Annotated in this window: 23 protein-coding genes; 12 read left to right on the forward strand and 11 right to left on the reverse strand. The window is 64.2% G+C overall.

The window, feature by feature from the left end; genetic code table 11:
* Nucleotides 1–214 precede the first annotated feature (214 nt).
* The 3 genes from LR961_RS06210 to LR961_RS06220 are packed head-to-tail and all read left to right on the forward strand — an operon-like array spanning nucleotide 215 to nucleotide 3,361.
* Nucleotides 215–904 carry an HAD family hydrolase gene (locus LR961_RS06210; RefSeq protein ID WP_232147547.1) on the forward strand — a complete coding sequence of 230 codons (690 nt, stop codon included), beginning with the start codon at nucleotides 215–217 and terminating at the stop codon, nucleotides 902–904.
* A complete protein-coding gene (locus LR961_RS06215; RefSeq protein WP_232147548.1) occupies nucleotides 901–2,196 on the forward strand; it encodes a DUF5690 family protein in 1,296 nt (431 codons plus the stop codon). The genes LR961_RS06210 and LR961_RS06215 overlap by 4 nt, the downstream gene beginning before the upstream one ends.
* Nucleotides 2,197–2,206: 10 nt before the next feature.
* The gene (locus tag LR961_RS06220) at nucleotides 2,207–3,361 is read left to right on the forward strand and encodes a TIGR03364 family FAD-dependent oxidoreductase (RefSeq protein ID WP_232147549.1); all 1,155 of its coding nucleotides are present in this window, start codon (nucleotides 2,207–2,209) and stop codon (nucleotides 3,359–3,361) included.
* Between the two features lie 33 nt (nucleotides 3,362–3,394).
* Here LR961_RS06220 and phnF read toward each other — a convergent pair whose 3' ends face one another.
* A complete protein-coding gene (gene phnF / locus LR961_RS06225) occupies nucleotides 3,395–4,144 on the reverse strand; it encodes a phosphonate metabolism transcriptional regulator PhnF (RefSeq protein ID WP_232147550.1) in 750 nt (249 codons plus the stop codon).
* A 97-nt stretch (nucleotides 4,145–4,241) separates the two neighbouring features.
* On the opposite strand from phnF, the gene LR961_RS06230 reads away from it, so the two are divergent.
* The gene (locus tag LR961_RS06230) at nucleotides 4,242–5,384 is read left to right on the forward strand and encodes an alpha-D-ribose 1-methylphosphonate 5-triphosphate diphosphatase (protein ID WP_232147551.1); all 1,143 of its coding nucleotides are present in this window, start codon (nucleotides 4,242–4,244) and stop codon (nucleotides 5,382–5,384) included.
* 129 nt (nucleotides 5,385–5,513) lie between these two features.
* A complete protein-coding gene (locus LR961_RS06235) occupies nucleotides 5,514–8,132 on the forward strand; it encodes a TonB-dependent receptor (protein WP_232147552.1) in 2,619 nt (872 codons plus the stop codon).
* A 166-nt stretch (nucleotides 8,133–8,298) separates the two neighbouring features.
* Here LR961_RS06235 and LR961_RS06240 read toward each other — a convergent pair whose 3' ends face one another.
* From LR961_RS06240 to LR961_RS06255, 4 genes are all read right to left on the reverse strand, one after another.
* The gene (locus LR961_RS06240; protein ID WP_232147553.1) at nucleotides 8,299–8,922 is read right to left on the reverse strand and encodes a GyrI-like domain-containing protein; all 624 of its coding nucleotides are present in this window, start codon (nucleotides 8,920–8,922) and stop codon (nucleotides 8,299–8,301) included.
* A 32-nt stretch (nucleotides 8,923–8,954) separates the two neighbouring features.
* On the reverse strand, nucleotides 8,955–9,446 hold the full coding sequence (locus LR961_RS06245) for a hypothetical protein (protein WP_232147554.1): 492 nt from the start codon (nucleotides 9,444–9,446) through the stop codon (nucleotides 8,955–8,957).
* A gap of 57 nt (nucleotides 9,447–9,503) precedes the next feature.
* Nucleotides 9,504–10,307 (reverse strand): hypothetical protein, encoded by an 804-nt coding sequence (locus LR961_RS06250; protein WP_232147555.1) that lies wholly within the window; start codon nucleotides 10,305–10,307, stop codon nucleotides 9,504–9,506.
* Nucleotides 10,308–10,456: 149 nt separating this feature from the next.
* Nucleotides 10,457–12,256, reverse strand: coding sequence for a DUF885 domain-containing protein (locus tag LR961_RS06255; protein WP_232147556.1), 1,800 nt, complete (start codon nucleotides 12,254–12,256; stop codon nucleotides 10,457–10,459).
* Nucleotides 12,257–12,501: 245 nt separating this feature from the next.
* On the opposite strand from LR961_RS06255, the gene LR961_RS06260 reads away from it, so the two are divergent.
* A complete protein-coding gene (locus tag LR961_RS06260) occupies nucleotides 12,502–13,308 on the forward strand; it encodes a DUF4349 domain-containing protein (RefSeq protein ID WP_232147557.1) in 807 nt (268 codons plus the stop codon).
* 186 nt (nucleotides 13,309–13,494) lie between these two features.
* Here the strand turns inward: LR961_RS06260 and LR961_RS06265 are convergent, their stop codons facing one another.
* The 3 genes from LR961_RS06265 to LR961_RS06275 form a co-directional block, all read right to left on the reverse strand.
* Nucleotides 13,495–13,743 carry a hypothetical protein gene (locus LR961_RS06265; RefSeq protein WP_232147558.1) on the reverse strand — a complete coding sequence of 83 codons (249 nt, stop codon included), beginning with the start codon at nucleotides 13,741–13,743 and terminating at the stop codon, nucleotides 13,495–13,497.
* Nucleotides 13,744–13,757: 14 nt separating this feature from the next.
* A complete protein-coding gene (locus LR961_RS06270; protein WP_232147559.1) occupies nucleotides 13,758–14,150 on the reverse strand; it encodes an OsmC family protein in 393 nt (130 codons plus the stop codon).
* 241 nt (nucleotides 14,151–14,391) lie between these two features.
* A complete protein-coding gene (locus LR961_RS06275; protein ID WP_232149234.1) occupies nucleotides 14,392–15,261 on the reverse strand; it encodes a peptidylprolyl isomerase in 870 nt (289 codons plus the stop codon).
* Nucleotides 15,262–15,450: 189 nt separating this feature from the next.
* On the opposite strand from LR961_RS06275, the gene LR961_RS06280 reads away from it, so the two are divergent.
* From LR961_RS06280 to LR961_RS06300, 5 genes are all read left to right on the forward strand, one after another.
* Entirely contained in the window at nucleotides 15,451–15,813 is a 363-nt protein-coding gene (locus LR961_RS06280; protein WP_232147560.1) for a PadR family transcriptional regulator, read from the forward strand.
* The gene (locus LR961_RS06285; RefSeq protein ID WP_232147561.1) at nucleotides 15,813–16,796 is read left to right on the forward strand and encodes a sensor domain-containing protein; all 984 of its coding nucleotides are present in this window, start codon (nucleotides 15,813–15,815) and stop codon (nucleotides 16,794–16,796) included. Before LR961_RS06280 ends, LR961_RS06285 begins: the two co-directional genes overlap by 1 nt.
* A gap of 323 nt (nucleotides 16,797–17,119) precedes the next feature.
* A complete protein-coding gene (locus LR961_RS06290; RefSeq protein WP_232147562.1) occupies nucleotides 17,120–17,689 on the forward strand; it encodes a TetR family transcriptional regulator in 570 nt (189 codons plus the stop codon).
* Between the two features lie 51 nt (nucleotides 17,690–17,740).
* The gene (locus tag LR961_RS06295) at nucleotides 17,741–18,097 is read left to right on the forward strand and encodes an SMR family transporter (RefSeq protein WP_232147563.1); all 357 of its coding nucleotides are present in this window, start codon (nucleotides 17,741–17,743) and stop codon (nucleotides 18,095–18,097) included.
* Nucleotide 18,098: 1 nt separating this feature from the next.
* On the forward strand, nucleotides 18,099–18,413 hold the full coding sequence (locus tag LR961_RS06300) for a multidrug efflux SMR transporter (RefSeq protein WP_232147564.1): 315 nt from the start codon (nucleotides 18,099–18,101) through the stop codon (nucleotides 18,411–18,413).
* 157 nt (nucleotides 18,414–18,570) lie between these two features.
* Here LR961_RS06300 and phaZ read toward each other — a convergent pair whose 3' ends face one another.
* The gene (gene phaZ / locus LR961_RS06305) at nucleotides 18,571–19,887 is read right to left on the reverse strand and encodes a polyhydroxyalkanoate depolymerase (protein ID WP_232147565.1); all 1,317 of its coding nucleotides are present in this window, start codon (nucleotides 19,885–19,887) and stop codon (nucleotides 18,571–18,573) included.
* Nucleotides 19,888–19,984: 97 nt separating this feature from the next.
* Nucleotides 19,985–20,581 carry a class I SAM-dependent methyltransferase gene (locus tag LR961_RS06310; protein ID WP_232147566.1) on the reverse strand — a complete coding sequence of 199 codons (597 nt, stop codon included), beginning with the start codon at nucleotides 20,579–20,581 and terminating at the stop codon, nucleotides 19,985–19,987.
* 63 nt (nucleotides 20,582–20,644) lie between these two features.
* On the opposite strand from LR961_RS06310, the gene LR961_RS06315 reads away from it, so the two are divergent.
* Nucleotides 20,645–21,100 (forward strand): CopD family protein, encoded by a 456-nt coding sequence (locus LR961_RS06315; protein WP_232147567.1) that lies wholly within the window; start codon nucleotides 20,645–20,647, stop codon nucleotides 21,098–21,100.
* A gap of 259 nt (nucleotides 21,101–21,359) precedes the next feature.
* Here LR961_RS06315 and LR961_RS06320 read toward each other — a convergent pair whose 3' ends face one another.
* Complete coding sequence (locus LR961_RS06320; RefSeq protein WP_232147568.1) at nucleotides 21,360–22,319, reverse strand: acetyl-CoA carboxylase carboxyltransferase subunit alpha; 960 nt, start codon at nucleotides 22,317–22,319, stop codon at nucleotides 21,360–21,362.
* Nucleotides 22,320–22,385: the final 66 nt, after the last annotated feature.

Genomic DNA, 22,385 nt, shown 5'->3' on the forward strand with positions numbered 1-22,385 from the left:
CGCAATGCCGGCCGATCATGCCACAGCTTCCGGTGGCGGGCCTGTGCCGCAGGCGTGGGGCGCGGCCCGGTGCCATTGGCATGGCCGGGCCTTTCTCGGCAGGAGCGGGCCGGGGCCCGCTAGACAGGTCTGTTCGCCTGTCCGGCTCCTGTCATCAGCCTTTGGTGCGGGGCAGGGATGCTGTAAGCCCCTTGGTTACCTACCGCTTGCCGCCATGCGCTACCGCCTCGTTGTCCTTGATATCGCCGGCACCACGGTTGCCGATCCCGGGCTGGTTGCCCGCGCCTTTGTCGAGGCGATGGCCGCGGCGGGGTGTCGCATCGAAGAGGCGGCGGTGCGGCCGCTGATGGGGTATCGCAAGCCCCAGGCCATCGCCCAGCTGCTGGGGCGCAGCGAGGACGATGCGCTGGTTGAGCAGGTGCATGCCGACTTCGTTGCACGCATGCTCGAGTGCTACCGCAGCGGGCCGGGCATCGAACCGCTGCCCGGCGCCGAGGCCCTGTTCGAGCAGCTACGTGCGCAGGGCCTGCGGATTGGTCTGGATACGGGTTTTTCGCGTGACATCGCCGAGGTCATCATCCAGCGGCTCGGTTGGCAGGGGCGGATCGATGCATTCGTGGCCAGTGACGAAGTGCCTGCCGGTCGCCCTGCGCCGTACATGATCCAACGGCTGATGCAGCTGCTGGACGTCACCGACGCCGGACAGGTGGTGAAAGTCGGTGACACCGAGGTGGACGTCAATGAAGGCCGCAATGCCGGGGTCGGCCTCACCGTGGCGGTCACCACAGGTGCCTTCAGCCGCGCCGAGCTGTTGCCGTATCAACCGGACCACATCATCGACCACCTGCAGCAGTTGCCGGCATTGCTTGGCCTGCCCATCGCCGTTGAGGAGACCGCAGCATGAAACGCGCCTGGTCGCGGTCGTCGCTGCAGGGTCATCCCTGGGCATTGACCGTGTTTGCCGGCGCCGCGGCATTGTCCACGTATGCGTGCATGTATGCGTTCCGCAAGCCGTTCGCCGCCGCCTCGTTCGATGGGCAGCAATGGTGGGGCGCGGACTACAAGGTCTGGCTGGTGGTGGCGCAGGTGCTGGGCTACATGTGCAGCAAGTTCATCGGCATGCGGGTGATCGGCGAACTGCGCATGGAACGCCGTCAGCACCTGCTGCTGGGCCTGATCGGAGTGGCGTGGTTGGCGCTGCTGGGCTTTGCGCTGGTGCCGGCGCCATGGAACATCCCGTTCCTGTTCCTCAATGGCTTGCCGCTGGGCATGGTGTGGGGCCTGGTCTTCAGTTACCTGGAAGGGCGGCGCACCACCGAGGCGATGGGAGCGATCCTGGCATCGAGCTTCATCATGGCCTCCGGGTTGGTGAAAACGGTCGGCAAGTGGCTGCTGTTGCAAGGTGTCAGCGAGTACTGGATGCCGTTCCTGTGCGGGCTGGCGTTCCTGCCGCTGCTGGTGCTGTCGGTACGCATGCTCGAGCGCATCCCGCCGCCGGATGCCGACGACCTGCGTGAGCGCTCACCGCGCCAGCCGATGGAACGGGAAGAGCGTCGCGCGTTCGTGCGCCGCTTCCTGCCTGGCCTTGCGTTGATGATCCTGTGCTACGTGTGCCTGACCGTGGTGCGCGATTTCCGCGACAGTTTCGAAGCCGAGTTGTTCCGTGACCTGGGCTACGGCAATTCGGCGGGCGTGTTTGCCGCGATCGAAACCCCGGTGGCAATCGCGGTGCTGGCATTGACGGCGGGCCTGACCTGGTTCCGCAGCAACCTCAAGGGGCTGATGGCCCTGCATCTGCTGATGCTTGCCGGCCTGGTCACCGCCGGTTTGAGCACGTTGGCTTTCCAAGAGGGCGCGCTGCACCCGCTGGTCTGGCTGGGCCTGGTGGGCTTTGGCCTGTACCTGGCCTACGTGCCGTTCAACTGCGTGTTCTTCGAGCGTCTGATCGCCACGTTCAAGGTAGCCGGCAATGTCGGCTTCGTGATGTATCTGTCCGATGCATTCGGTTACCTGGGCAGCGTGCTGGTGCTGCTGGCCCGCGAGTTCTCCGGGCTGCAGTTGTCCTGGGTGAATTTCTTCTCCAGCGCGGTGGTTGCGCTGTCGCTGCTCGGTGGTGGCTGCGTGCTGCTGTCGGCGTTCTATTTCCATTACAAGGCGATGCGCCAGGCCCGTGTGCCGGCCTTTGCCTCTGCCTGAGTCCTCCATCATGAAAAATGAAACAGCGCTGGTCGTGGGTGCCGGCATCGTCGGTCTGGCCGTGGCCCGTGCCCTGGTCGCGCGTGGTTGCAAGGTGCGCGTATTGGAGCGTTACGACCGTGCGGTCGGTGCATCGGTGCGCAACTTCGGCATGGTCTGGCCGATCGGTGTGCCCAACGGGCCGTTGTACGAACGCGCATTGCGCTCCCGTCAGTTGTGGCAGGAGCTGCTGGATGCCACCGGCGCCTGGCATGACCCGAGCGGCTCGCTGCATGTGGCCCATGCCGATGATGAGTGGGCCGTGTTGCAGCAGTACGCGGCCGCCAATGCGGCGCTGCGGCCCTGCCGCGTGCTCGATGCGGATGCCACGCGGGCGATGTCGCCGGCCGTGGTGGCCAAGGATTTGCGCGGCGCGCTGTTCAATGCCGATGAACTGGTGGTGGACCCGCGCGAAGTGATCGGCGTGCTGCCGGCCTATCTGAGTGAGCGTCACGGCGTGGAGTTTCATTGGCGCACCCCGGTGACCTGCGTGGAAAGTGGCAAGGTGTGGTCGGGCAGCCGTTGCTTCGAGGCGGACCAGATATTCGTGTGCAGCGGGCCGGAGTTCGAGCAGTTGTATCCGGAGTTGTATGCGGCTGCTCCGTTGACCCGCTGCAAGTTGCAGATGCAGCGCCTGGTCGCGCAACCGCAGGGTTTCCGCCTGGGTGCGGCGCTGTGCGGCGGCCTGTCGCTGGTGCATTACGCCGGCTTCCGCGAGGCGGCGGACGTGGCGCCGTTGCAGGCGCGTTATCAGGCCCAGCATGCGGACCTGATCGAGCTCGGCATCCACGTCATGGCCACGCAGAATGGCCTGGGCGAAATCACGATCGGCGATTCGCATGCCTATGCGCATACGCATGACCCGTTCGACGAACAGCTGATCAACCGAAAGGTGCGCGACTATCTGTCCGGTTTCATGCAGGTGCCGGACAACACCATCGCCCAGACCTGGCACGGCATCTATCCCAAGCTCACCGACGGCAGTACCGAGTTCATCGCTGAGCCGGAGGCGGGTGTGACCATCGTCAATGCAGTGGGCGGTGGCGGTCTGGGAATGACTTTGAGTTTCGGCCTGGCAGAAGAACTGGTCGAAGGCCGTTACACGCACGTGCGCCACGCGGCGTGAGGTCAGCCGCCTGAGCGGCGGCTTGGTCGCCGCTCAGGGATCGCTGCTGACCATCAACTGCACCCAGTCACCTGCAAAGCAGGTGATGCCGAACTGCACCGGCACGCCTTGCGGATCCACGTTGAGCGAGTGCACACACAGCACCGGACGGCGGGTTGACTGCGCCAGCACCTGGGCCACGTCGGCATCTGGCAGGCGTGCCATCACCGTGGTGTAGCGGCGCAGGTAATCGGTCACGCCGAATTCGGCCAGGGTGCGGGTCACTGAAGGATGGCGGCGGAACACCTCGCCAAGATCGGGGAAACGCTGCGCCGGAAAATAAGCCTGGCTGTGGTCCACCGTGCGGCCTTCCACCTGGCTGGAATACACCAGCCGATGCACCCGCTCACCGGCACCGAGCCCCAGCGCCCTTGCCACCTGGCGGCTTGGCACCTGCACCCGTGCGTCGAGCAGGGTGTAGCGGCTTTCCACGTTCAGATCATTCATCGCACGGCCAAAGCGTGTGCGACGGCTGATCGGGTAGTGGTAGGGGTGTTCCTGCACGAAGCTGCCGCGACCGGTTTCGGTGCGGACATAACCGCGGTCTTCCAGCGCCTCGATGGCCCGGCGCACGGTGTGCCGGTTCACCCCGAATCGCTGCGCCAGCACCTGTGCCGATGGCAACGGGTCGCCTTCGACCAGCACGCGCTCCTGGATCTGCCGAAGCAGGCTCTGTTCGATCTGCTGCCACAGCGGCAGCGCGGCGTAACGCTGGCGTTCCAGCGGGGGCATGGATTCGGTCATGAAACCTCCATCTACGGCTGCTGGACTAGACAGGTGCACTGCTGAGGCAGGCATATCAACGCGTGATGGTTGCAATGACATGACAGGACACTCCGCAATGACCGAATGCATCCTTTCCAACCTGCGGCTGGTGCTTGCCGAGGAAGTCATCCACGGCCACATCGTGCTGGACGGGGATCGGATACGCGCGATCGGTAGCGGGCCGGTGCGCAGCCCGGCCGCGCAGGACTGTGCCGGTGACTGGTTGTTGCCCGGCTTCGTCGAGGTGCATACCGACAACCTTGAAAAGCACCTGCTGCCGCGTCCCGGGGTGAGTTTTCCCGCCGCGGCGGCGGTGCAGGCGCACGACGCCCAGTTGTTGGCCGCTGGCATCACCACCGCCTGTGACGCGTTGGCCGTGGGCGACGTGGAGCCGGGCAGCGTGCGGATACGCACGGTGCAGGCCGCCTATGCCGCCCTGCGCGAGGCAAGGGAGGCCGGCGTGTTGCGCTGTGCGCATTACCTGCATCTGCGCGCCGAGTTGCCGTGTCCGGAGCTGCTGCAGATGTTGCAGTCACTGATGGATGACCCGACGCTGCGGCTGGTGTCGCTGACCGACCACACGCCAGGCCAGCGTCAGTTCCGCGACATGCAGCGCTATCTCACCTATTACGGGCAGGACGCAGCCAACTTTCCCGGTGGCGTACCGGCGCTGCTGGCTGCACGCCGCGCGCAGCAGACGAGGTATCGACACGCCCATCGCGATGCGGTGCTGCGCATGGCGCAGGCACGTGCAGTGCCGGTGGCCAGCCACGATGACACCGAGCCGGCGGATATCGAGGAGGCATTGGCCTGCGGCGCAGGCACCAGCGAATTTCCCACCACGCTGGAAGCGGCACGCGCGGCGCGCGATGCCGGCCTGTGCATCGTGGCCGGCGCGCCCAACCTGGTGCTGGGCGGCTCGCATTCGGGCAATGTCGCCGCGCTGGACCTGGCGCGGGCCGGATGCCTGGACGTGCTGTCCTCGGACTACGTGCCGGCCAGCCTGCTGCCGGCGCTGACGGTATTGAACGAACACGTCGGCTGGACCTGGCCGCAGGCTGTGGCGGCGGTCAGTCGTGCACCGGCACGGGCGCTGGGCCTGCATGACCGTGGCGTCGTCGCGGAGGGAATGCGCGCGGACCTGCTGCGCGTGCGTGGCGCCACCCCTTCCCACATCAGCGAAGTGTGGATCGCTGGCCGCAGGCTGTTGGCGCACTGATCCAACGATGACCTAGACAACCCACATCACCTGCCTAGCGCTTGCCGCCGCCGCTTCACCCTGCATCGCGAAAGTGGTCGTCATGCCCGTCCTGCCGGATGGCCCTCTTTCCTTCAGCTGCGACCGCCAATGTCCATTCAACCCAAGCGCCACCCTTTGACCCTGGGCCTGCTCCTGTTGCTGCATGCCCCCCTCGCTGCGCACGCGGCTGACGTTTCGCCGGCTCCAGCGCCCGCGCCGAATGCCACGCCTGACCCGGTGCAGCTGGACACGATCACCGTGACCGGCGCCATCGTCAGCGGGGAGCGACAGGCACTTCAGGCCCAGCGTGAAGCCGTCAACCTGCTCAACGTGGTCAGCGCGGACGGCATGGGCAAGTTGCCCGACCACAATGCGGCCGAGGCCGTGCAGCGCGTGCCCGGCGTGTCGATCGAGCGCGACCAGGGCGAAGGCCGGTTCGTCGCGGTGCGTGGCCTGCCTGCGCAGTGGAGTTCAACCACGCTCAATGGCGACCGCCTGCCCACCGCCGAAGAGGAGACCACCAGTCGCGCCACGGCGTTCGACTTCTTTCCCACCGAGCTGATCGAACGCATCGAAGTCAGCAAGACGCTGACGCCGGACCGCGAAGGCGACGCCATCGGCGGCCAGGTCAACTTCGTCACGCGCACCGCGCCGTCCGAGCGCACTGTCTCGGCCAGCTTTGCTCCGAACTACAACGACAAGGCCGGCGACACCGGTTACAACGCGAACCTGCTCTACGGTGACCGCAGCGAAGACGGCCGTTTCGGTTTCATGATCAACGGCATGTACTGGAAGCGGCCGTGGGCAACGGACAACTTCGAGCCGCGTCGTGGTGCCGATGGCAAGGGCGTGTATCGACTGGAGTTGCGCGATTACACCGGTGAGCGCATCACGCGCGGCGTCAATGGCGGCATGGAGTTCCAGCCTTCGCCGGGGAATACGCTGTATCTGCGCGGGCAGTACGGCGAGCTCAGCGATGACGAGACCCACTATAAGCATCGCTACCGTTTCGACCGCGATCGTGTCGAGGTGCAGAACATCCACAACGAGCTGATCACCGAGTTCAAGAACTTCGAGATCGGTGGCCGGCACACGCTGGGTCAGGGCGAGTTGGGTTGGAAGCTGGCGCAGGCCGAGAACCAGTTCAGCTACGGCTGCATTCCCACCTGCCAGGACAACGCCTACTTCGTGGTCCAGTTCAACCAGGGCGGCGTGGGTTACCAGGGCCTGGAGAACCGTGGTTCCGGCGCGAACTCGTACAACGAGATCGATGGCGGAAGCACGCCGGGCAACAGCCCGGACACGCATCTGCCCGATGGCTTCCGCATGGACCCGAGCAAGACCAAGCTCAGCACCGTGGAGCTGTACCGGGTGTTCGTCGATGAAAAGGACAAGGCGGTCGCACAGCTGGACTACGACTTCGATGCCAGCAGCAGCCTGCGACTGAAGTTTGGTGCCAAGTACCGCGACAAGGAGCGTCGTGCGCGCTTCAGCGACGAGTTCTACGCATGGAATACCAGCACCGGTGGCCCGGTGCCGACGCTGGCCGATTTCGCCCTGATCGACCAACCGGGCCGCAATGGCTACGACATCGGCGGCAGCGGCGATTACAGCACCGATTTTTCCAAGGTCGTACCGGTAGACGTGCTGTCGGAGTGGTACCGCAAGAACAAGGGCAATCTGGTGCTGGTGCCGGGCGATTCAGCACTGATTTCCAACGGTGCGGCGCTGGGCCGCAATTTCGACGTGGCCGAGAAGCAGTACGCCGCCTATGGCATGGGAACCTGGCAACCGGACGCGCTATGGACCGTGGTCGGTGGCGTGCGTGTGGAGCGCACCGAGACCGACGTGCGCGGGCAGGTGCTGGAGGAGGGCGCCGATGGCCAGAGCGAGCTGCGCCCCAGTCTGGGCCGCAAGCGCTACACCTCGGTACTGCCACAGCTCAACGTGCGCTGGTCGATCCAGCCGGATCTGAACCTGCGTCTGGGTTTGACCCGCAGCTTCGCGCGGCCGGATTTTGGCGACATCAATCCGGGCGGTTCGTACATGGAGGCGGACGGCACCTTCACCTCGGGCAACGCCGACCTCGATCCCACCTATTCCGACAACCTCGACCTGATGGTGGAATGGTATGCGGGCCCGCTGGGGCTGATCTCCGCTGGCGCGTTCTACAAGAGCATCAGCAACCCGGTGTTCGAAAGCAGCAGTACCGGCACCTTCAACGGCAACAGCAACGTTACTTTCTACCGGCCTGAGAACGGCGATGACGCCAAGCTGTGGGGCGCGGAGCTTGCCTTCGTGCGTCGCTTCGACTTCCTGCCGGGTTGGCTGGGCAACTTCGGCGTCAATGCCAACCTGACGCTGATGGATTCACGCATGCGCATTCCGGGCCGTGCCGATGATGTGCAGATTACCGGCCAGGCTGATCGCCTGTACAACGTCACCCTGTACTACGACGATGGCGCGTTCGCTGCGCGGCTGGCGACCAATCACAAGGGTGCCTACATCGAGTCGCACGGAAGCAGCCCGGATAGTGACGCGTGGTATGGAAAGAACACCACGGTGGACTTCAGCACCTCCTATACGTTTGACCGCTGGACGGTGTTTGCCGAGCTGAGCAACCTTACCGACGAGCCGCTGACGTACTACCAGGGCAGCCCGCAGCGGCCGTTGCAGGTGGAGTACTACGGCCGTCGCGCACAGATCGGTCTGAAGTATCAGTTCTGATCCAGACCGCGCCTGGGCGCAGGAGTTTGGCGGCGTCCAGGTCCGGCGCCGTCGCTTTGGAGTTCAGAGGGCTCGTCAGCAGGCTGGGAGAAATCCCGGCCTGCGTGTTTGTGGCTCGATCAGCAGTGAATCCGGTAGGCGAGCATGTTGCTCGTGCTGCCGCGCTTCATCCATCTCCGTGAGGCTGCAACGGCTGCCGGATGATGGTCTTCCAGCGTTCCGGCGCCGCGCGGCGGATGTCGCTCAGATAGATTTCGTGGTGCTTGCCACGCAGCGTTCCCTGCGTGGCGATGAAGTCGTGCAGGCGCTGGATCGTCGGGCCTTCCTCGCTGAAGGGGCCGACATGCAGCAGCTGCGCGCAGCTGCCTTCGGTAAACGTGTCCAGGCGCAGCGCATCGATGGCGGGCAGCGCTTTCTTCCGTCTCACATCGGCGATGGCCTGCATGAGCGTGGCGTCGTCGGCGATGTCCGGCTGCATGATCATCATCGTCCACTGCCAGCGCGAGCGGTCGTTGCGTTCGAAAGCGGACAAGTCATCGGACCACCACAAGCCTTCCAGCGGCATCACCGCGTAATCGATGGCCCGTGGCCCCTTCTTGAGCAGGAACCTGGCGGTGTAGGAAACGCTGAACAGTGCTTCCACGGCCTGCGCGTAAGCTGGCGTGGTGTTGGGGTCGCCTTGGCCGTCGATCATCAGGTAGCGCAAGGACGGCACGTCCAGCGGCGTGGGCGTTCTGCTCGAAGCCTGATAAAGGTGCTTGTAGTCCTTCTTCGTGTCGATCTTGAGCATGGCGGTGCCTTGTGGAGTGGTGCGCCCGTGGCCTATCCGAATACCAGTATTGCCAGGCCGCCGAACGCAAACAGGCTCACGACTCCGGCCTTGATCCACAACAACGCAAGCAGGATGCTATTCCCGGCGCTGCGGGTGTGTCGGCTGTGTGCCAGCAGCCGTCGCACGAGAATGGACAGATAGACGAGGAAGGTGGCGAACACCGCGATGCTCGCGATCCGCGGACCAGTGCTGCCAACCAGCATTGTGTACAGCGCCGTGCCGAAAACGCCGCAGCCGAACGGCAGCAGCATGCCGTACACCACGAAGGTATCCCTGATCGAAAGCGGCTTTGGCAATGGCGGCGCCTGCCTCAGTTGGCTCGCTTTCTGCAACGCTTCGTCGTCGATGCCACGGGCCTGCAATTCGCCCTGCAATACGGCTTCAGCCCATGGCTCAAGTGCCTGCTCACGCCATATCTGCATCAATGCTTCGGTATCCATCGCGCTGAAACGGGAGCGCAATGCTGCATGCGGTTGTTCCATCATTTCGTCCTTGTTGTGAAGCGGTGCTGCCTTCCATGTCTTTCCTGCAGCGCGTTGTCAGTATGCGCACAGGCCTGTGCAATCGGGCGTGCTCATTGCCTTGATGATAGCCTCGATATCCGCGCGGCTTTCGGCCGGTGCGTCGTGAATCAGGTTGGTGGCGATCTGGGCAATCTGTTGCCGGGTCGGCCGCTGCAGCGCGGATGCGAACGCCGGCGAACTTTCCGCCATTGCCCGCAACACCTGCCTGCGGTAACTCGGACGCAGGGCTGGGTTGCCGGCGCTTATCAGGTGCCCGCTGTAGCTGTTCAGCAGGCCGCCGCGGAATTGGTTCAGCCCCGCCAATCGCGTGGGCGTCAATTCCTGCGGCGGTAGTGTTGCCATGAATGCGGTCAGCGGCTGGACCTCCTTGGCCAGGCAGCGCAGCAGGAAGGGATGCAACTGCTCAAGCTCCGGCTGGAACGACAGGACGTTCTCCTCCATCAGCATGGTCATCTGTCGCGCAATGTCGTCCGTGGTTCGCTGCGTGGCGATGCGTTCCTTCAGTCCGGACAGTGCATAGGCCATCGACACGCGGTTGGCCTGGCCGCAGATCTCCATCAGCTCGCCCATGTTGTCCACGGTGTAGGTCCGTGACTCCAGGAACTGATGACTGTCGGAGAGGACATCAATCAGTGCGCTGGTCTCCGGCTCGGTGATGCGGGGCATGCCGCCTTCGGCTGAACGCTGTGCAATGCGCTGATCCATCTTCGCAGCCGCCTCCATGTACGCCGCCGGGGAGTTGGCGGGGGGGTGTCCATGGGCCTGCATCGAGGCAAGCGCAATCCAGGCGGCGGCAAGGCAGGTGAGCAGCGACTTCATGTCAGATGGGTCCAGGTGGCAGGAACAGCAGGTATCGACAATCGTTGTCGGCCGGGCGGAGATGATAGTTGAGCGGTACGCGATGCTGCGAAAGCAGAAGCCCGGGATTTCCCGGGCTTCCGTGGTGAAACGTCAACGCTGGCCGAGCATTACTCGATCGGCTGCTCCAGCATCAGCTGGCGTGCGAAACGCACCGGCGGTGCGCCGTAGGACAGGATCTGGTCGTGGTAGGCCTTCAGGTTGAAGTTGGCGCCTTGCTTCTCTTCCACGGCCTTGCGGGTGTCGAAGTGTTCCTGCGCACCGACGAAGTAGGTCGGCAGCTGTGCCGACGTCAGCTGCGCGCGCACCCACTTGCCGGACGCTTCGCTTTCCTGCTGGAACGCGTCGTGGGTCATCAGGTGCATGGCCTGCTCACGGCTCCAGTTGTCCACATGCACGCCCTGGTCGAGGATGGCATTGGCAATCGTACGTAGGTAGAACTTCAGCTGCACCAGGTGGAACAGCGGGTCCTTATCCAGGTAGCCCTGTTCCTGCATCATGCGCTCGGTGTAGACCGCCCAGCCTTCGGCAAACAGGCCCGAACGCAGCACGGCGCGCAGCGTCGACGGGAACTTGCCCGAGTGCCAGCCTTCCAGGTAGTGGCCCGGCGTGCCTTCGTGGATCGACAGCAGGTGGATCATGCGGCTGTTGTATTCGCGCAGGAACGAATCGACCTGCTTGTCGTCCCAGTCTTCAGGGATCGGCGAGACCGCGTAGAAGGTCTTCAGGTTCTTGTCCAGCGGGCCCGGCGAATCGCAGTAGGCCACGGCCACGCCGCGCTGGAACTCCGGCATCAGGATGATGTCCACCGGCGCATCGGGCAGGGTCATCAGGTCATGCTTGCGCACGAACTCGGTGGACTGTTCCAGCGACACCTTGGCGTCGTCGACCACCTTGTCGCGTGCCGGCTTGTCGGCATAGGCCAGTTCCAGTGCGGCCTCGATGGCCTTCTGCTGCTGGTCGTCGGTGGGGTTTGCCGGCATTTCCGGTGCACCCGGCTTGTCCTTCAGCACCACCTGGGCGATGCCGTACATGTCGGTGCGCACGCGGGCCAGCTCGGCGCGGGCACGCTCGCCGATCTCGGCGCGCGAGAGCGAGGAGTTGAGCGAGAACTTCAGCTTCTGGTCGTACTTTTCCGCACCAACGCGGAACTCACCCTTGGCGTTGGGCACCAGGGTCTTGTCCAGCCAGTCCTGCTGCTCGGCCACGGCCTTCTTCAGGTTGTCGATGGCGGTGTTCAGGCGCTGCTGGTCGGCCGCTTCCAGCTGGCCGATGTTCGGCGTGATGAAGGTGTCGACCAGGCTGAGAATGCCCTTGTTCTGCTTGGACACGGTTTCGGCGTGGATCTTCGGCACGCGTGCCGGGTCAAGATTGGTGCGCGCGGCGGCGAAGATCTGCGGGATCAGTTCGATGCGCGCGGTGGCCGACTTCAGGCGCTCGGGCAGCGGTGCGAACTCACGTGCCATCAGGCCGTAGATGGCACTGCCGGCCAGACCGTTGTAGACCTGCGGATCCCACTTCCACGACTGCAGGGTTTCGTTGTTCCAGATGTCGGACTGCAGCTGGTTGCGCAGGATGGCGGCATCCACCTGGTTCTCGCGGCCCAGCTTGCTGACGTCGATCTTCTCCAGTTCGGCGAGCAACGCCTTGCTGGCTTCCAGGCTCTTTGCCTGGCCGGCGGCGCTGAGGTCGTCGAGCTGGCTGTCGTAGCGGTGGTCGCCGATCTGGGTGGCGCTGACCGGGGACAGCTGCATCCAGGTGTCCAGTGCCTTCTTCGACAGCTCTGCGAACTGTGCGTCGGCCTGACCTTGGCCAGCCTGCTCGGTGGCGGCGGAAGGCGTGGTGGGTGCTTCGCTGTTGCAGCCGGCAAGGCTGGCCAACAGGGCGGCGGCGAGCAGGTGCTTGCGCATCGGTAATCCTGGGGCTTCGGGGAAACCCTGAGCATAGGTGGGCGTGCGATAGGGCGCACCTGCCGTTGGTTGGGCGCAGGCCTTGCCGGATCAGGCCGTTGGCGCGAGCCGAAGCCGCTGTTGCCCCGAGATGCCGGGCTGGAGGGCCGTTACAGCGCAGGGGAGTTGCCCACAAATTCTTAGCGCTCGTATTCAGGCATGTCGCTATGCTGCCGGCAGTACCCAGGCGCGGAGAACACGGAAGCATGAAGGCTTTGCAGGGAAACATCTGGATGGTGGGGGTGGCGGCGCTGCTGGTACTGGGCGGCTGCGCCAAACATGAAATGGCTGCAGATGCCGGCGCAGTAGCGGCTGCGGCGGTGGAGTCTCCGGAAGGCGCATTCCTGGCCTATGAGCACACCGTGCAGCTGCAATTGCCGGGCGAGGCGATCGCAGCGCGGGTCAAGGCAGTGGCCGATGCCTGCCAGAGCGCGAAGTTCGGTGATTGCTCGGTGCTCAACGTGTCGCAGCAGGCCGGCGACATGCCCAGCGGTTCGGTGCAGGTGCGCATTGCGCCGAAAGGCGTGGAGCCGATCATTGCGTTGGCTGCCGACAAGGGCGAGGTGACCACGCGCAATACCCAGGCCGAAGACCTGGCGCAGCAGGTAGCCGATACCCGGCTGATGCAGGCGCGCTTGAAGAACGAACACGAACGCCTGCTCGAGTACCAGCAGCGGCGTGACCTGGCGGTGGCGGACCTGTTGACGATTTCGCAGCGCATGTCGGAAATCGAAGCGGGGTTGGAACAGGCCAATCGGGATGCAGCCCAGCAACACCGGCGCATCGACACGCAGTTGGTCACCATCAACATTGAATCGACCAGCAGCCAGCGCAGCCGCAGCGAAATCGGGCGTGCGTTCGGTGACTTCGGCGACATCTTCACCACCAGTCTGGCCTACCTGATCCGTGTTGCCGCGGGCCTGTTGCCGGTGCTGATCGTCGGTGGTCTCGCGCTGTGGGGCGTTCGCGTCTGGTGGCGTCGCCGACGTCGGAATAAGGTCGGCAATGCGTGATGCATGAAACAACGGCGCCGAAAGGCGCCGTTGTCTTTTACCGTCCGTAGGAGCGGCTTCAGCCGCGAAGCTGGTTGCTGATTCCGGTCCTCCTGCAACCTGCCATCACGCGTTCTGCGGTTGCGGAGTTCCCGATCTCAGATGAACCGTCAGCTTCGCGGCTGAAACCGCTCCTGCGAAAACCGATCAGGAATGCAGGTTCAACTCGGGAACATGCTTGCGGTGCACGTCGAACAGTTCCTGGAATTCCTCTTCGGTCAGTTCGTCAGGCAGATACACCGCCACCTGGCTGGCAACGCCATGGTCATCCACGCGCTCGCGAGGGCCGGCACGCAGCGATATCTCACGGTCCTTCAAGGTGGTGACCATGGGCACGTCGTCCCACTGCACCACTTCGGCGTTGTTGCTGTCCCACAGGATCACGATCGTATACATGCGGTTCCCTGTTTTCAGTTGCGGCGTTCGCTGGTGATGGTGGCACCCTCGCGCATCACCAATGTGACGGGCGTGCGGGCGACCACGTCGAGCAGGCGTTCCCACTGAGCGTCGGTCAACGGGCCGCTGGCCGAGAGCACGCGGTGCACCTGCAGCTTACCGGCTTCATCGCGGCTGGAGGTCAGCTCGGCGCTGAACTTGCCCAGCTCCCAGCCTTTCTTCTGCGCATACATGCGCAGCGTGATCGCGGTACAGGAGGCCAGTGATGCCAGATAAAGATCGAACGGCGCCATTCCCGCGTCCTGGCCACCGAGCGAGGGCGGTTCATCGGCAATCAGCTGGTGCTTGCCGTTGCTGACGCTGTGTGCGTAATCGGTATCGGTCGATTCAATGATGACGTGGGCCATAAGGCGACTCCGGCGGTGCAGGTGCAGCCACGTTAGCGGCTATGCCGGCACGCCGGTAGTGCGTGGCGATGGCCGCACCGTTCCGTGGGGTGAACGATGCAGCTGTTGCGCTGTTGTAGGAGCGGCGTAAGCCGCGAAGCTGATACCCGTTCCCTGAAGCCCGTGCCTGCAATTGCAGAATTCTCCGATCACGGCCCCATCTCCAGCTTCGCGGCTTACGCCGCTCCTACAAACGCTGTGGTTACTTGCCGATGCGCACCGGCAACGGGATGTTGCACAGGTCGATATGCCCGGCCGCGCGCTTGTAGAAACCGTCCACGCGGTTGCGACGTGCTTCCACCGTGTCGGCGAAGGTCTTGGAGTCGGTGCGCAGCACCTGCAAGGCAACGCGCTGATCGGCCGGCAGCTCGCTGGCCAACTGGATGGAGGTGATCGGCGTGCGCTCGGCAGCGTTTGCATAGAAGCCCATCGGCTCCGGGCCACGCTTGATGCTGCTGAGCAGTTCCATGCCCTTGAGCACGCGTCCGACCAGGGTGATGTTGCGGTCGAGCTGGCGCGGTGACTGGCCGGTCACCACATACAACTCGGCGCCCAGGCTGCTGTCCTCGTCATTGTTGCGGCCTGCGCCCAGCGCGCCGTAGCAGTGCGCCAGCCAGGTGTGTTCGCCATCGCTGCCAACGGCGAAGTCACCGACGAAGCCGGTCTTCGGCGCCCAGCCGTCGCGGTCGGGCAGGGCGGTGAATGCCAAACCCTGTGTCGGGCGCTGGAACTCGGCCGGCAGATGCGTCTTGGCGCTGCCCATCGATTTGGCCTTGGCCTTGTCGTCAGCATCGGCGTCACCGAACTGCACGACGAAGTTGTCCTGCGAACGATAGATCGCCAGCCCATCCCAGAAGTGCTCGCGCGCCATCGTGCGGATGTTGCCGACGTGTTCCGGCGCGAACACCGGCGCCAGCTCGATGATGACGCGGCCGCCTTCCAGGTTCATGTACAGGGTGTTTTCCGGCGCGGGCGTGTGCCAGTCGCTGGCCGGCGAGGCGTCGATGATCTCCTGCGCGCTGCGGTACTTGGCGGGTGCATCGGCGGCCAGCAGCGGCAGCGGGGACAGCATCAGGGCCAGAGCCAACAGCGAAGGGCGAAGCGTCATCGGGCGCATTCCAGATTGGGTGTGGGCCGATTCTGAACGATTGTCAGGTTCACCGACCAGCGTCGTGACCAGAGGGGGGATGACTACCGGCACATTCGCTATAGCGAACTGAGTAATAGTGTTGGCTTCAGGCTAGTCCACGGGAGTGAGGTCATGAGCGACTTGGATGCCCATCTGCGCAAGTTCCAGAAGGAGTTGAGTACCGGCACGGTGTCGCTGGCATTGCTGGCGGTGCTGGCCAAGGCGCCGGAGCCGCTGTACGGCTACCTGATCGCCAAGGAGCTGGAGAGGACCGGTGAGGGTGTTCTCAGTGGCAAGCAGAGTGCGTTGTACCCGGTGCTGCGCAACCTGGAAGGCGCCGGCCTGCTGGAAAGCCACGTGGAGCCATCGGTAGCCGGACCGCCGCGGCGCTACTACCGCATCAACGAGGACGGTCGGGCCGCGCTGCGGCAATGGATCGCAGCCTGGACTGCCACCCGGGACTCGCTGGAGTCCGTACTGGAGGGAATCAACTGATGAACGCCGAACACACCCCAAGAGCGCTGCCGACCACGATTCCCGAATATCTCGAGCAGCTGCGTGCCGCATTGAGTGGCGCCGACCCGGCGATGATCCAGGACGCGCTGTACGACGCCGAGGAATACCTGCGTTCGGAACTGGCCGAGCAGGTCGGCAAGAGCGAGGCCGAGGTGATTGCCGGTGTGGCCGGCAGCTACGGCGCACCGGAGGAGGTGGCCGAGATCTACCGCGAAACCGAAGTGACGGTGAATCGCGCGCTGCGTGCACCGGGCATGCGGTTGACGCCTGCGGCGGTGGCTTCGGCTGCTGCCGCGTCGGTGGGCACCGCCATTCCGCTGCCCCCGGCAGCGGACAAGCCGCGCTCGTTGCTGGCGCGCTTCTTCGGCGTGGCCCTGGACCCGCATACCTACGGCTCGCTGTTCTACATGCTGCTGGCATTGGCCACCGGTACGTTCTTCTTCACCTGGGTGGTCACCGGCGTGTCGTTGTCGGTATCGCTGCTGATCCTGATCATCGGCATCCCGATCCTGCTGCTGTTCCTGGGTTCGGTACGGGTGCTGTCGCTGGTGGAAGGACGCATCATCGAAACCATGCTTGGTGTGCGCATGCCGCGTCGTCCGGCCTACACGGACAAGAGCCAGGGTTGGCTGGCCCGCATCGGTGCGATGTTCGCGGACGTGCATACCTGGCTGACGATGCTGTATTTCCTGCTGATGCTGCCGCTGGGCATCGCATACTTCACGATTGCCACGACGCTGCTGTCGCTGTCGTTGGCGCTGGTGTTCGCCCCGCTGGGTGAGCTGCTGTTCGATCACCCGGCCGGTATCTGGATCGATGGGGTGAACGTGGCCAGCGCGTTCTGGTTGTGGCCGGTATCGGTGACCGTGGGCGTGCTGCTGCTGTTTGGCACGATGCATCTGGCCCGTGGCATCGGCAAGCTGCACGGTGCGATGGCCAAGCACCTGCTGGTGCGGCTGTAACGGTCCAGGCAATCGGATGAAGCGAGCGGGGCGCCCAATGGGCGCCTCGTTTGTTTTGGGACGTTGAGGTGGGTTCGTTGCTGGGTGGGCCTTTATGGTGGCTTTGCAGGAGCGGCGTCAGCCGTGAAGCTGGCAATGCAACCGCAACCGGATGAACCGCAATCGCAGGTATCTCCATGGCTGGTGCTACATCAGCTTCGCGGCTGACGCCGCTCCTACAGACCCTTTCCGTTCCTAAACCCCCAATTACCCGCAACCAGCCTTCGGCTTGACCCGGCAGTGCCAACTCCTAAAATGACTGACAGTCAGTCAGTGGTGATCCCATGGACAAGCGCGCCGCCATCATCGAGGCCGCCATCGCCGTGTTCGGCGAAAAGGGCGTGGAGAAAACCACGGTCTCGGACATCGTCAGCCGCGCCGGTATCGCCCAGGGCACGTACTACCTGTACTTCCCGTCGCGGCTTTCGGTGATGGGCGGGATTGCCGAACAGGTGGTAGCGCGCTTGCTGCAACGCCTGCATGAGCGGCTGGACGGGCTGCCGGCGGCAACGCAGTTGGACAGCCTGGCCGAGGCGATCTTCGCGGTGGTCGAGGAACAGCACCAGGTGGTGGCGCTGCTGTACAGCGGCATGACCCAGACCGACGAGATGCGCCGTTGGGAAGTCATCTACACGCCGCTGTATGACTGGTTGCAGCAAGTGCTGGAACAGGCGCGTGCCGAAGGCGCGGTGGCGGCGGTGGTGCAGCCGCGTTATGCCGCGCGGGTGCTGGTCGGCGCCATCGAGGCAGCCGCAGAGCAGGTGCATCTGTACGCATCGACACCTGCTGACGAGGCACAGGCCCACCGCGCGGAGCTGGAGCGTTTCATCCGCGCCGGACTGGGCCGCAATTGATCTGCCGCGCCAAGGCGCGGTGCACATTCGTAATGCGTAAAGGAGAACGACATGGCCGGGAAAGGCTGGTTGTATGTTGCCCTGACCTGTTTGTTCGAGCTGGTCTGGGTGTATGGCTTCAACGTGGCATCGGCATGGTGGCACTGGATACCGATCATCGCGGTGATCGTGATCGACTTCCAATGGCTGGCCCGAGCCTGTGAATCACTGCCGACCGGCACCGTGTATGCGGTGTTTGCAGCGGTGGGCACGGTGGGCGCGGCGTTGATGGATATCTTCCTGTTCGATGGCAGCTTCAATGCCGCCAAGGGCGGCTTCATGGCGCTGCTGGTGGCCGGCGTGATCGCGCTCAAGCTGGCCGACGGCAAGGAAGCCAAGGACGCCGGCGCGACCGGCCAGGGAGGTTGATATGGGGTGGTTCCTGGTAGTGGCCGCAGCCCTGATGGAAACACTGGGCGTGGTCGGCCTGAAGCGTTACAGCCAGAACAAGAACGCGCTCAACGGGCTGCTGTTCTTCGGCGGTTTTGGCGCATCGTTCGTGCTGTTGTACCAGTCGTTCCGCTATCTGCAGTTGAGCGTTGCCTACGCGGTGTGGATCGGCCTGGGCACGGCGGCGGCGGTGCTGGTGAACATGGCGTTCTTCGGCGAATCGCGCAGCATTGCGCGCCTGTTGAGCCTGGGTGTGATCGTGGCTGGCGTGGTCGGATTGAAGGCAGTGTCGTAAGCGCAGAAGGCCCCGGTGATTGTCGGGGCCTTTGGCTTTTGATTTCCCTTCTCCCACCGGGAGAAGGTGCCCCGTAGGGGCGGATGAGGGTGTGCTACGCAAGAGGCTGACCCTCACCCCAACCCCTCTCCCGGAGGGAGAGGGGCTTCAAGCGTACTCAGCGCTGCGCGCGGCGACGCAGCGGCGTGACGTTGCTGGTCGCAGCCTTGCGGCTCTTCTTTGCAGCAGCCGGCTGCGATTGCGCGATGAAGAAATCGCGCATGGTCGGGTACACCACTTCGCGCCAGCGACGGCCACTGAAGATGCCGTAATGACCGGCGCCTTCAACAATGAAGTGGCTGCGGCGCGAGGCCGGAATGCCGGTGCACAGCGCCTGCGCCGCTTCGGTCTGACCGAGGCCGGCGATGTCGTCCAGCTCGCCTTCGATGCTCAGCAGCGCGGTGTCGCGGATGGCCGAGGGGTCCACGCGCTCACCACGCACGTACCACTCGCCACGCGGCAACAGGAACTCCTGGAACACCACGCGGATGGTGTCCAGATAGAACTGCGCCGGCATGTCCAGCACCGCGTTGTATTCGTCGTAGAAATGGCGATGCGCGTTGGCATCGTCCATGTCGCCCTTGACCAGGTCGGTATAGAAATCCCAGTGCGACATCAGGTGGCGGCTGGGGTTCATCGCCACGAAGCCGGCGTGCTGCAGGAAGCCCGGATAGACGCGACGCCCCTGGCCCGGATACGGCGCCGGGATGGTGTGGATGACGTTGTTCTCGAACCACGACAGCGGGTTGCGCGTGGCCAGGTTGTTGACCGCGGTGGGGCTGTGGCGGGCATCGATCGGGCCGCCCATCATCACCAGCGAGCGCGGCGTGGTTTCGCCCCGGCTGGCCATCAGCGACACCGCTGCCAGCACCGGTACGGTCGGCTGGCAGACGCTGACGACGTGCACGTTCTCGGCGCCGAGATGGCGGATGAACTCCTGCACGTACTCGATGTAATCGTCCAGGCCGAACTCACCCTGTTCCACCGGCACCATGCGCGCATCGACCCAGTCGGTGACATACACACGGTGATCGCGCAGCAGCGTGCGCACGGTATCGCGCAGCAGCGTGGCGTGGTGGCCAGACAGCGGCGCTACGACCAGCACGATCGGCTGCGCGAGCAGGGCTTCGACCTTGGAGGTTTCGTTGCTGTGGCGTTTGAAGCGCAGCAGCTTGCAGAACGGCTTTTCCATTTCCGTGAGCTGGGCGATGGGGACGATCTCGCCGTCCAGCTCCAACTCATGGATGCCCCATTCGGGCTTTTCGTAATCCTTGCCGAGGCGATGGAACAACTCGTTCATCGCCGCGAAGCGATCGGCACCCGGCATGGTCGACCACCAATGCCCCGGTTTGTTGAAGAACGCCGCATTGGCTTGCGCCTGGTGAACCCAGGGCGCGAGCAGGTTGCGGGTCAACTCATGCAGTTGATAGAGCATGGGATCCGAATATGTATGGTCATATGGTGCTGCGCAGCATAGCGCACTCGGTCAATAGTGACGTTAAACGCGGCCGCTGCGTATTCAGTGAGCAGGTTCAGCCCGCGTGTTCAAGGGCTGAAACGTCCTCACCCAGGCTTGGGCCGAGCCAGCAATGCGAGCCCACCGACTGGAAGCCGGCACTCTGCAGTTGGCGGCGATACCAGCGGGCCGGGCGGTTCTGGAAGCCCTCGTGATCGCCCTGGAAATCATCCTCGGCCGCAAAGGTCTCCAGGAAGGCAACGCCGCCGCACAGTTCGGCCAGGCCTTCCAGGCCAGCCTTCAGCTCGCGGCTGGGCACGTAGTGCATCACGTCCGAGCAGATCAGCAGGTCAACCGGCGCGCACGGGCGCAGCCACTGGAAATCACCGAAGCTTGCCAGGTGCATGTTGCGGGTGCGGCCATAGCGGCGCACCGCGTACTCGCTGCTGTCAAAGCCCATGTACTGCAGCTTGGGGCGCAGCTTGAGCAAGGGCGCGCGCCAGGCGGCTTCGCCACAGCCGACATCCAGCACGCTGCGGATCGGGCGTTCGAGGTAGTACTCGGCGCTGGCAACGGCCAGTTGCACCTTGCGCGCCAGGCGCGCGGCGCCGCCGATATCACCGCGCCGGTACCAGCGCTGGAAGTAGGCGGCGTCGTATTGCTTGTCCTGCATGTGCGTGTCTTGTGCGGATGGGTGAAAATGGCGCTCATCCTACGCCGCCGCTGGAGCCCGTGCATGCAGTCATATTTCTGGGTCAAGACCTTCCATCTTGTGTTCGTGGTGGCATGGATGGCGTCGGTGTTCTACCTGCCACGCATCCTGGTCAACATCGCCGAGGCGGCCGGACAGCCGGCGGTGGTGGAACGGCTGCAGTTGATGGGCAAGCGTCTGTACGGTTTTGGCCACAGCATGTTCGGCATCGCGTTCCTGCTGGGGCTGGTGTTGTGGCTCGGTTACAAGGTGCTGCCGGAGTTCCCGACCATGGTCGCGCCCGGTGCTGCGGGCTGGCTGCATGCCAAGCTCGGATTGGTGGTGCTGCTGCTGGTGTACTTCATCTTCACCGGGCGCTGGTTGGAGGGGACGATCAAGGGCAGGTCGCTGCCGTCCTCGCGCGCGCTGCGCTGGTTCAATGAGCTGCCGCTGGTGTTGTTCATCGCCATTGTTTACCTGGTGCTGGCCAAGCCGTTCTAAGCCGGAATGTAGATATGTGAAATGAAGAAGGCCGGCTATGCCGGCCTTCTTCATTTACGGGCTTTCCCCCTCTCCCCAACCCCTCTCCCGCGCGGGGAGAGGGGCTTTAAAGCTGCAGTCTCTGGAATAGCCTCAACTTGACGTAAGCCGAGCCCCTCTCCCCTCGCGGGAGAGGGGTTGGGGAGAGGGGGCTGGGTGTTTTTCAGCCAAACAAAAGGCCGGCAATGCCGGCCCCTTGTTCAAGCACCTTGCAGCAGCCTTACGCCGCTTCGTACGCACCGTAGCTGCGCAGGCGCTTGTAACGCTGCTCCAGCAGTTCTTCGACGCTCAGCTTTTCCAGCGCATCCAGCTCGTTGAGCAGCACGGCCTTCAGGCGCTTGCCCATCTGCGTCGGGTTGCGATGTGCGCCGCCGATCGGCTCGCGGATCACCTTGTCGATCAGGCCCAGGCCCTTCAGGCGCGGGGCGGTCATGCCCAGCTGCTCGGCGGCGTCCTTGGCCTTGCCAGCGTCCTTCCACAGGATCGAGGCGCAGCCTTCCGGGCTGATGGTCGAGTAGACGCTGTACTCCAGCATCAGGGTGCGGTCGCCCACGCCCAGCGCCAGTGCGCCACCAGAACCGCCTTCGCCGATCACGGTGCAGATCACCGGCACCTTCAGTTCGGCCATTTCCATCAGGTTGCGGGCGATGGCTTCGGACTGGCCGCGCTCTTCGGCGTCGATGCCCGGCCAGGCGCCAGCGGTGTCGATCAGGGTCAGCACCGGCAGCTTGAAGCGCTCGGCCATCTTCATCAGGCGCAGCGCCTTTCGGTAACCCTCAGGCTTGGGCATGCCGAAGTTGCGGCGCACCTTTTCCTTGGTGTCGCGGCCTTTCTGGTGGCCGATCAGCATCACCGGGCGGCCGCCGATACGGGCCAGGCCACCGACAATGGCCTTGTCGTCGGCGAAGGCGCGGTCACCGGCCAACTCCTGGAACTCGTCACAGAAGATGCGGATGTAATCCAGCGGGTACGGACGCGAGGGGTGGCGTGCGACCTGCAGCACCTGCCAGGAGGAGAGGTTGCGGAAGATCTGCGCGGTACGCAGGCGCAGCTTGCCTTCCAGCGCCTTCACCTCGGCATCGACATTGACCGCCGGCCCCGCGCTGGCACTGCGCAGGTCCTTGATCTTGGCCTCCAGATCAGCGATGGGTTGCTCGAAGTCGAGGTAATTCGGATTCATCGGAAACCGTCATGAATTAAAGAGGGGAAGTGTAGCCGAACGCGCCCGGGCAACCCGTACGCGTCC

The sequence above is a fragment of the Stenotrophomonas sp. SY1 genome (assembly GCF_021202945.1).
Lineage (GTDB): Bacteria > Pseudomonadota > Gammaproteobacteria > Xanthomonadales > Xanthomonadaceae > Stenotrophomonas.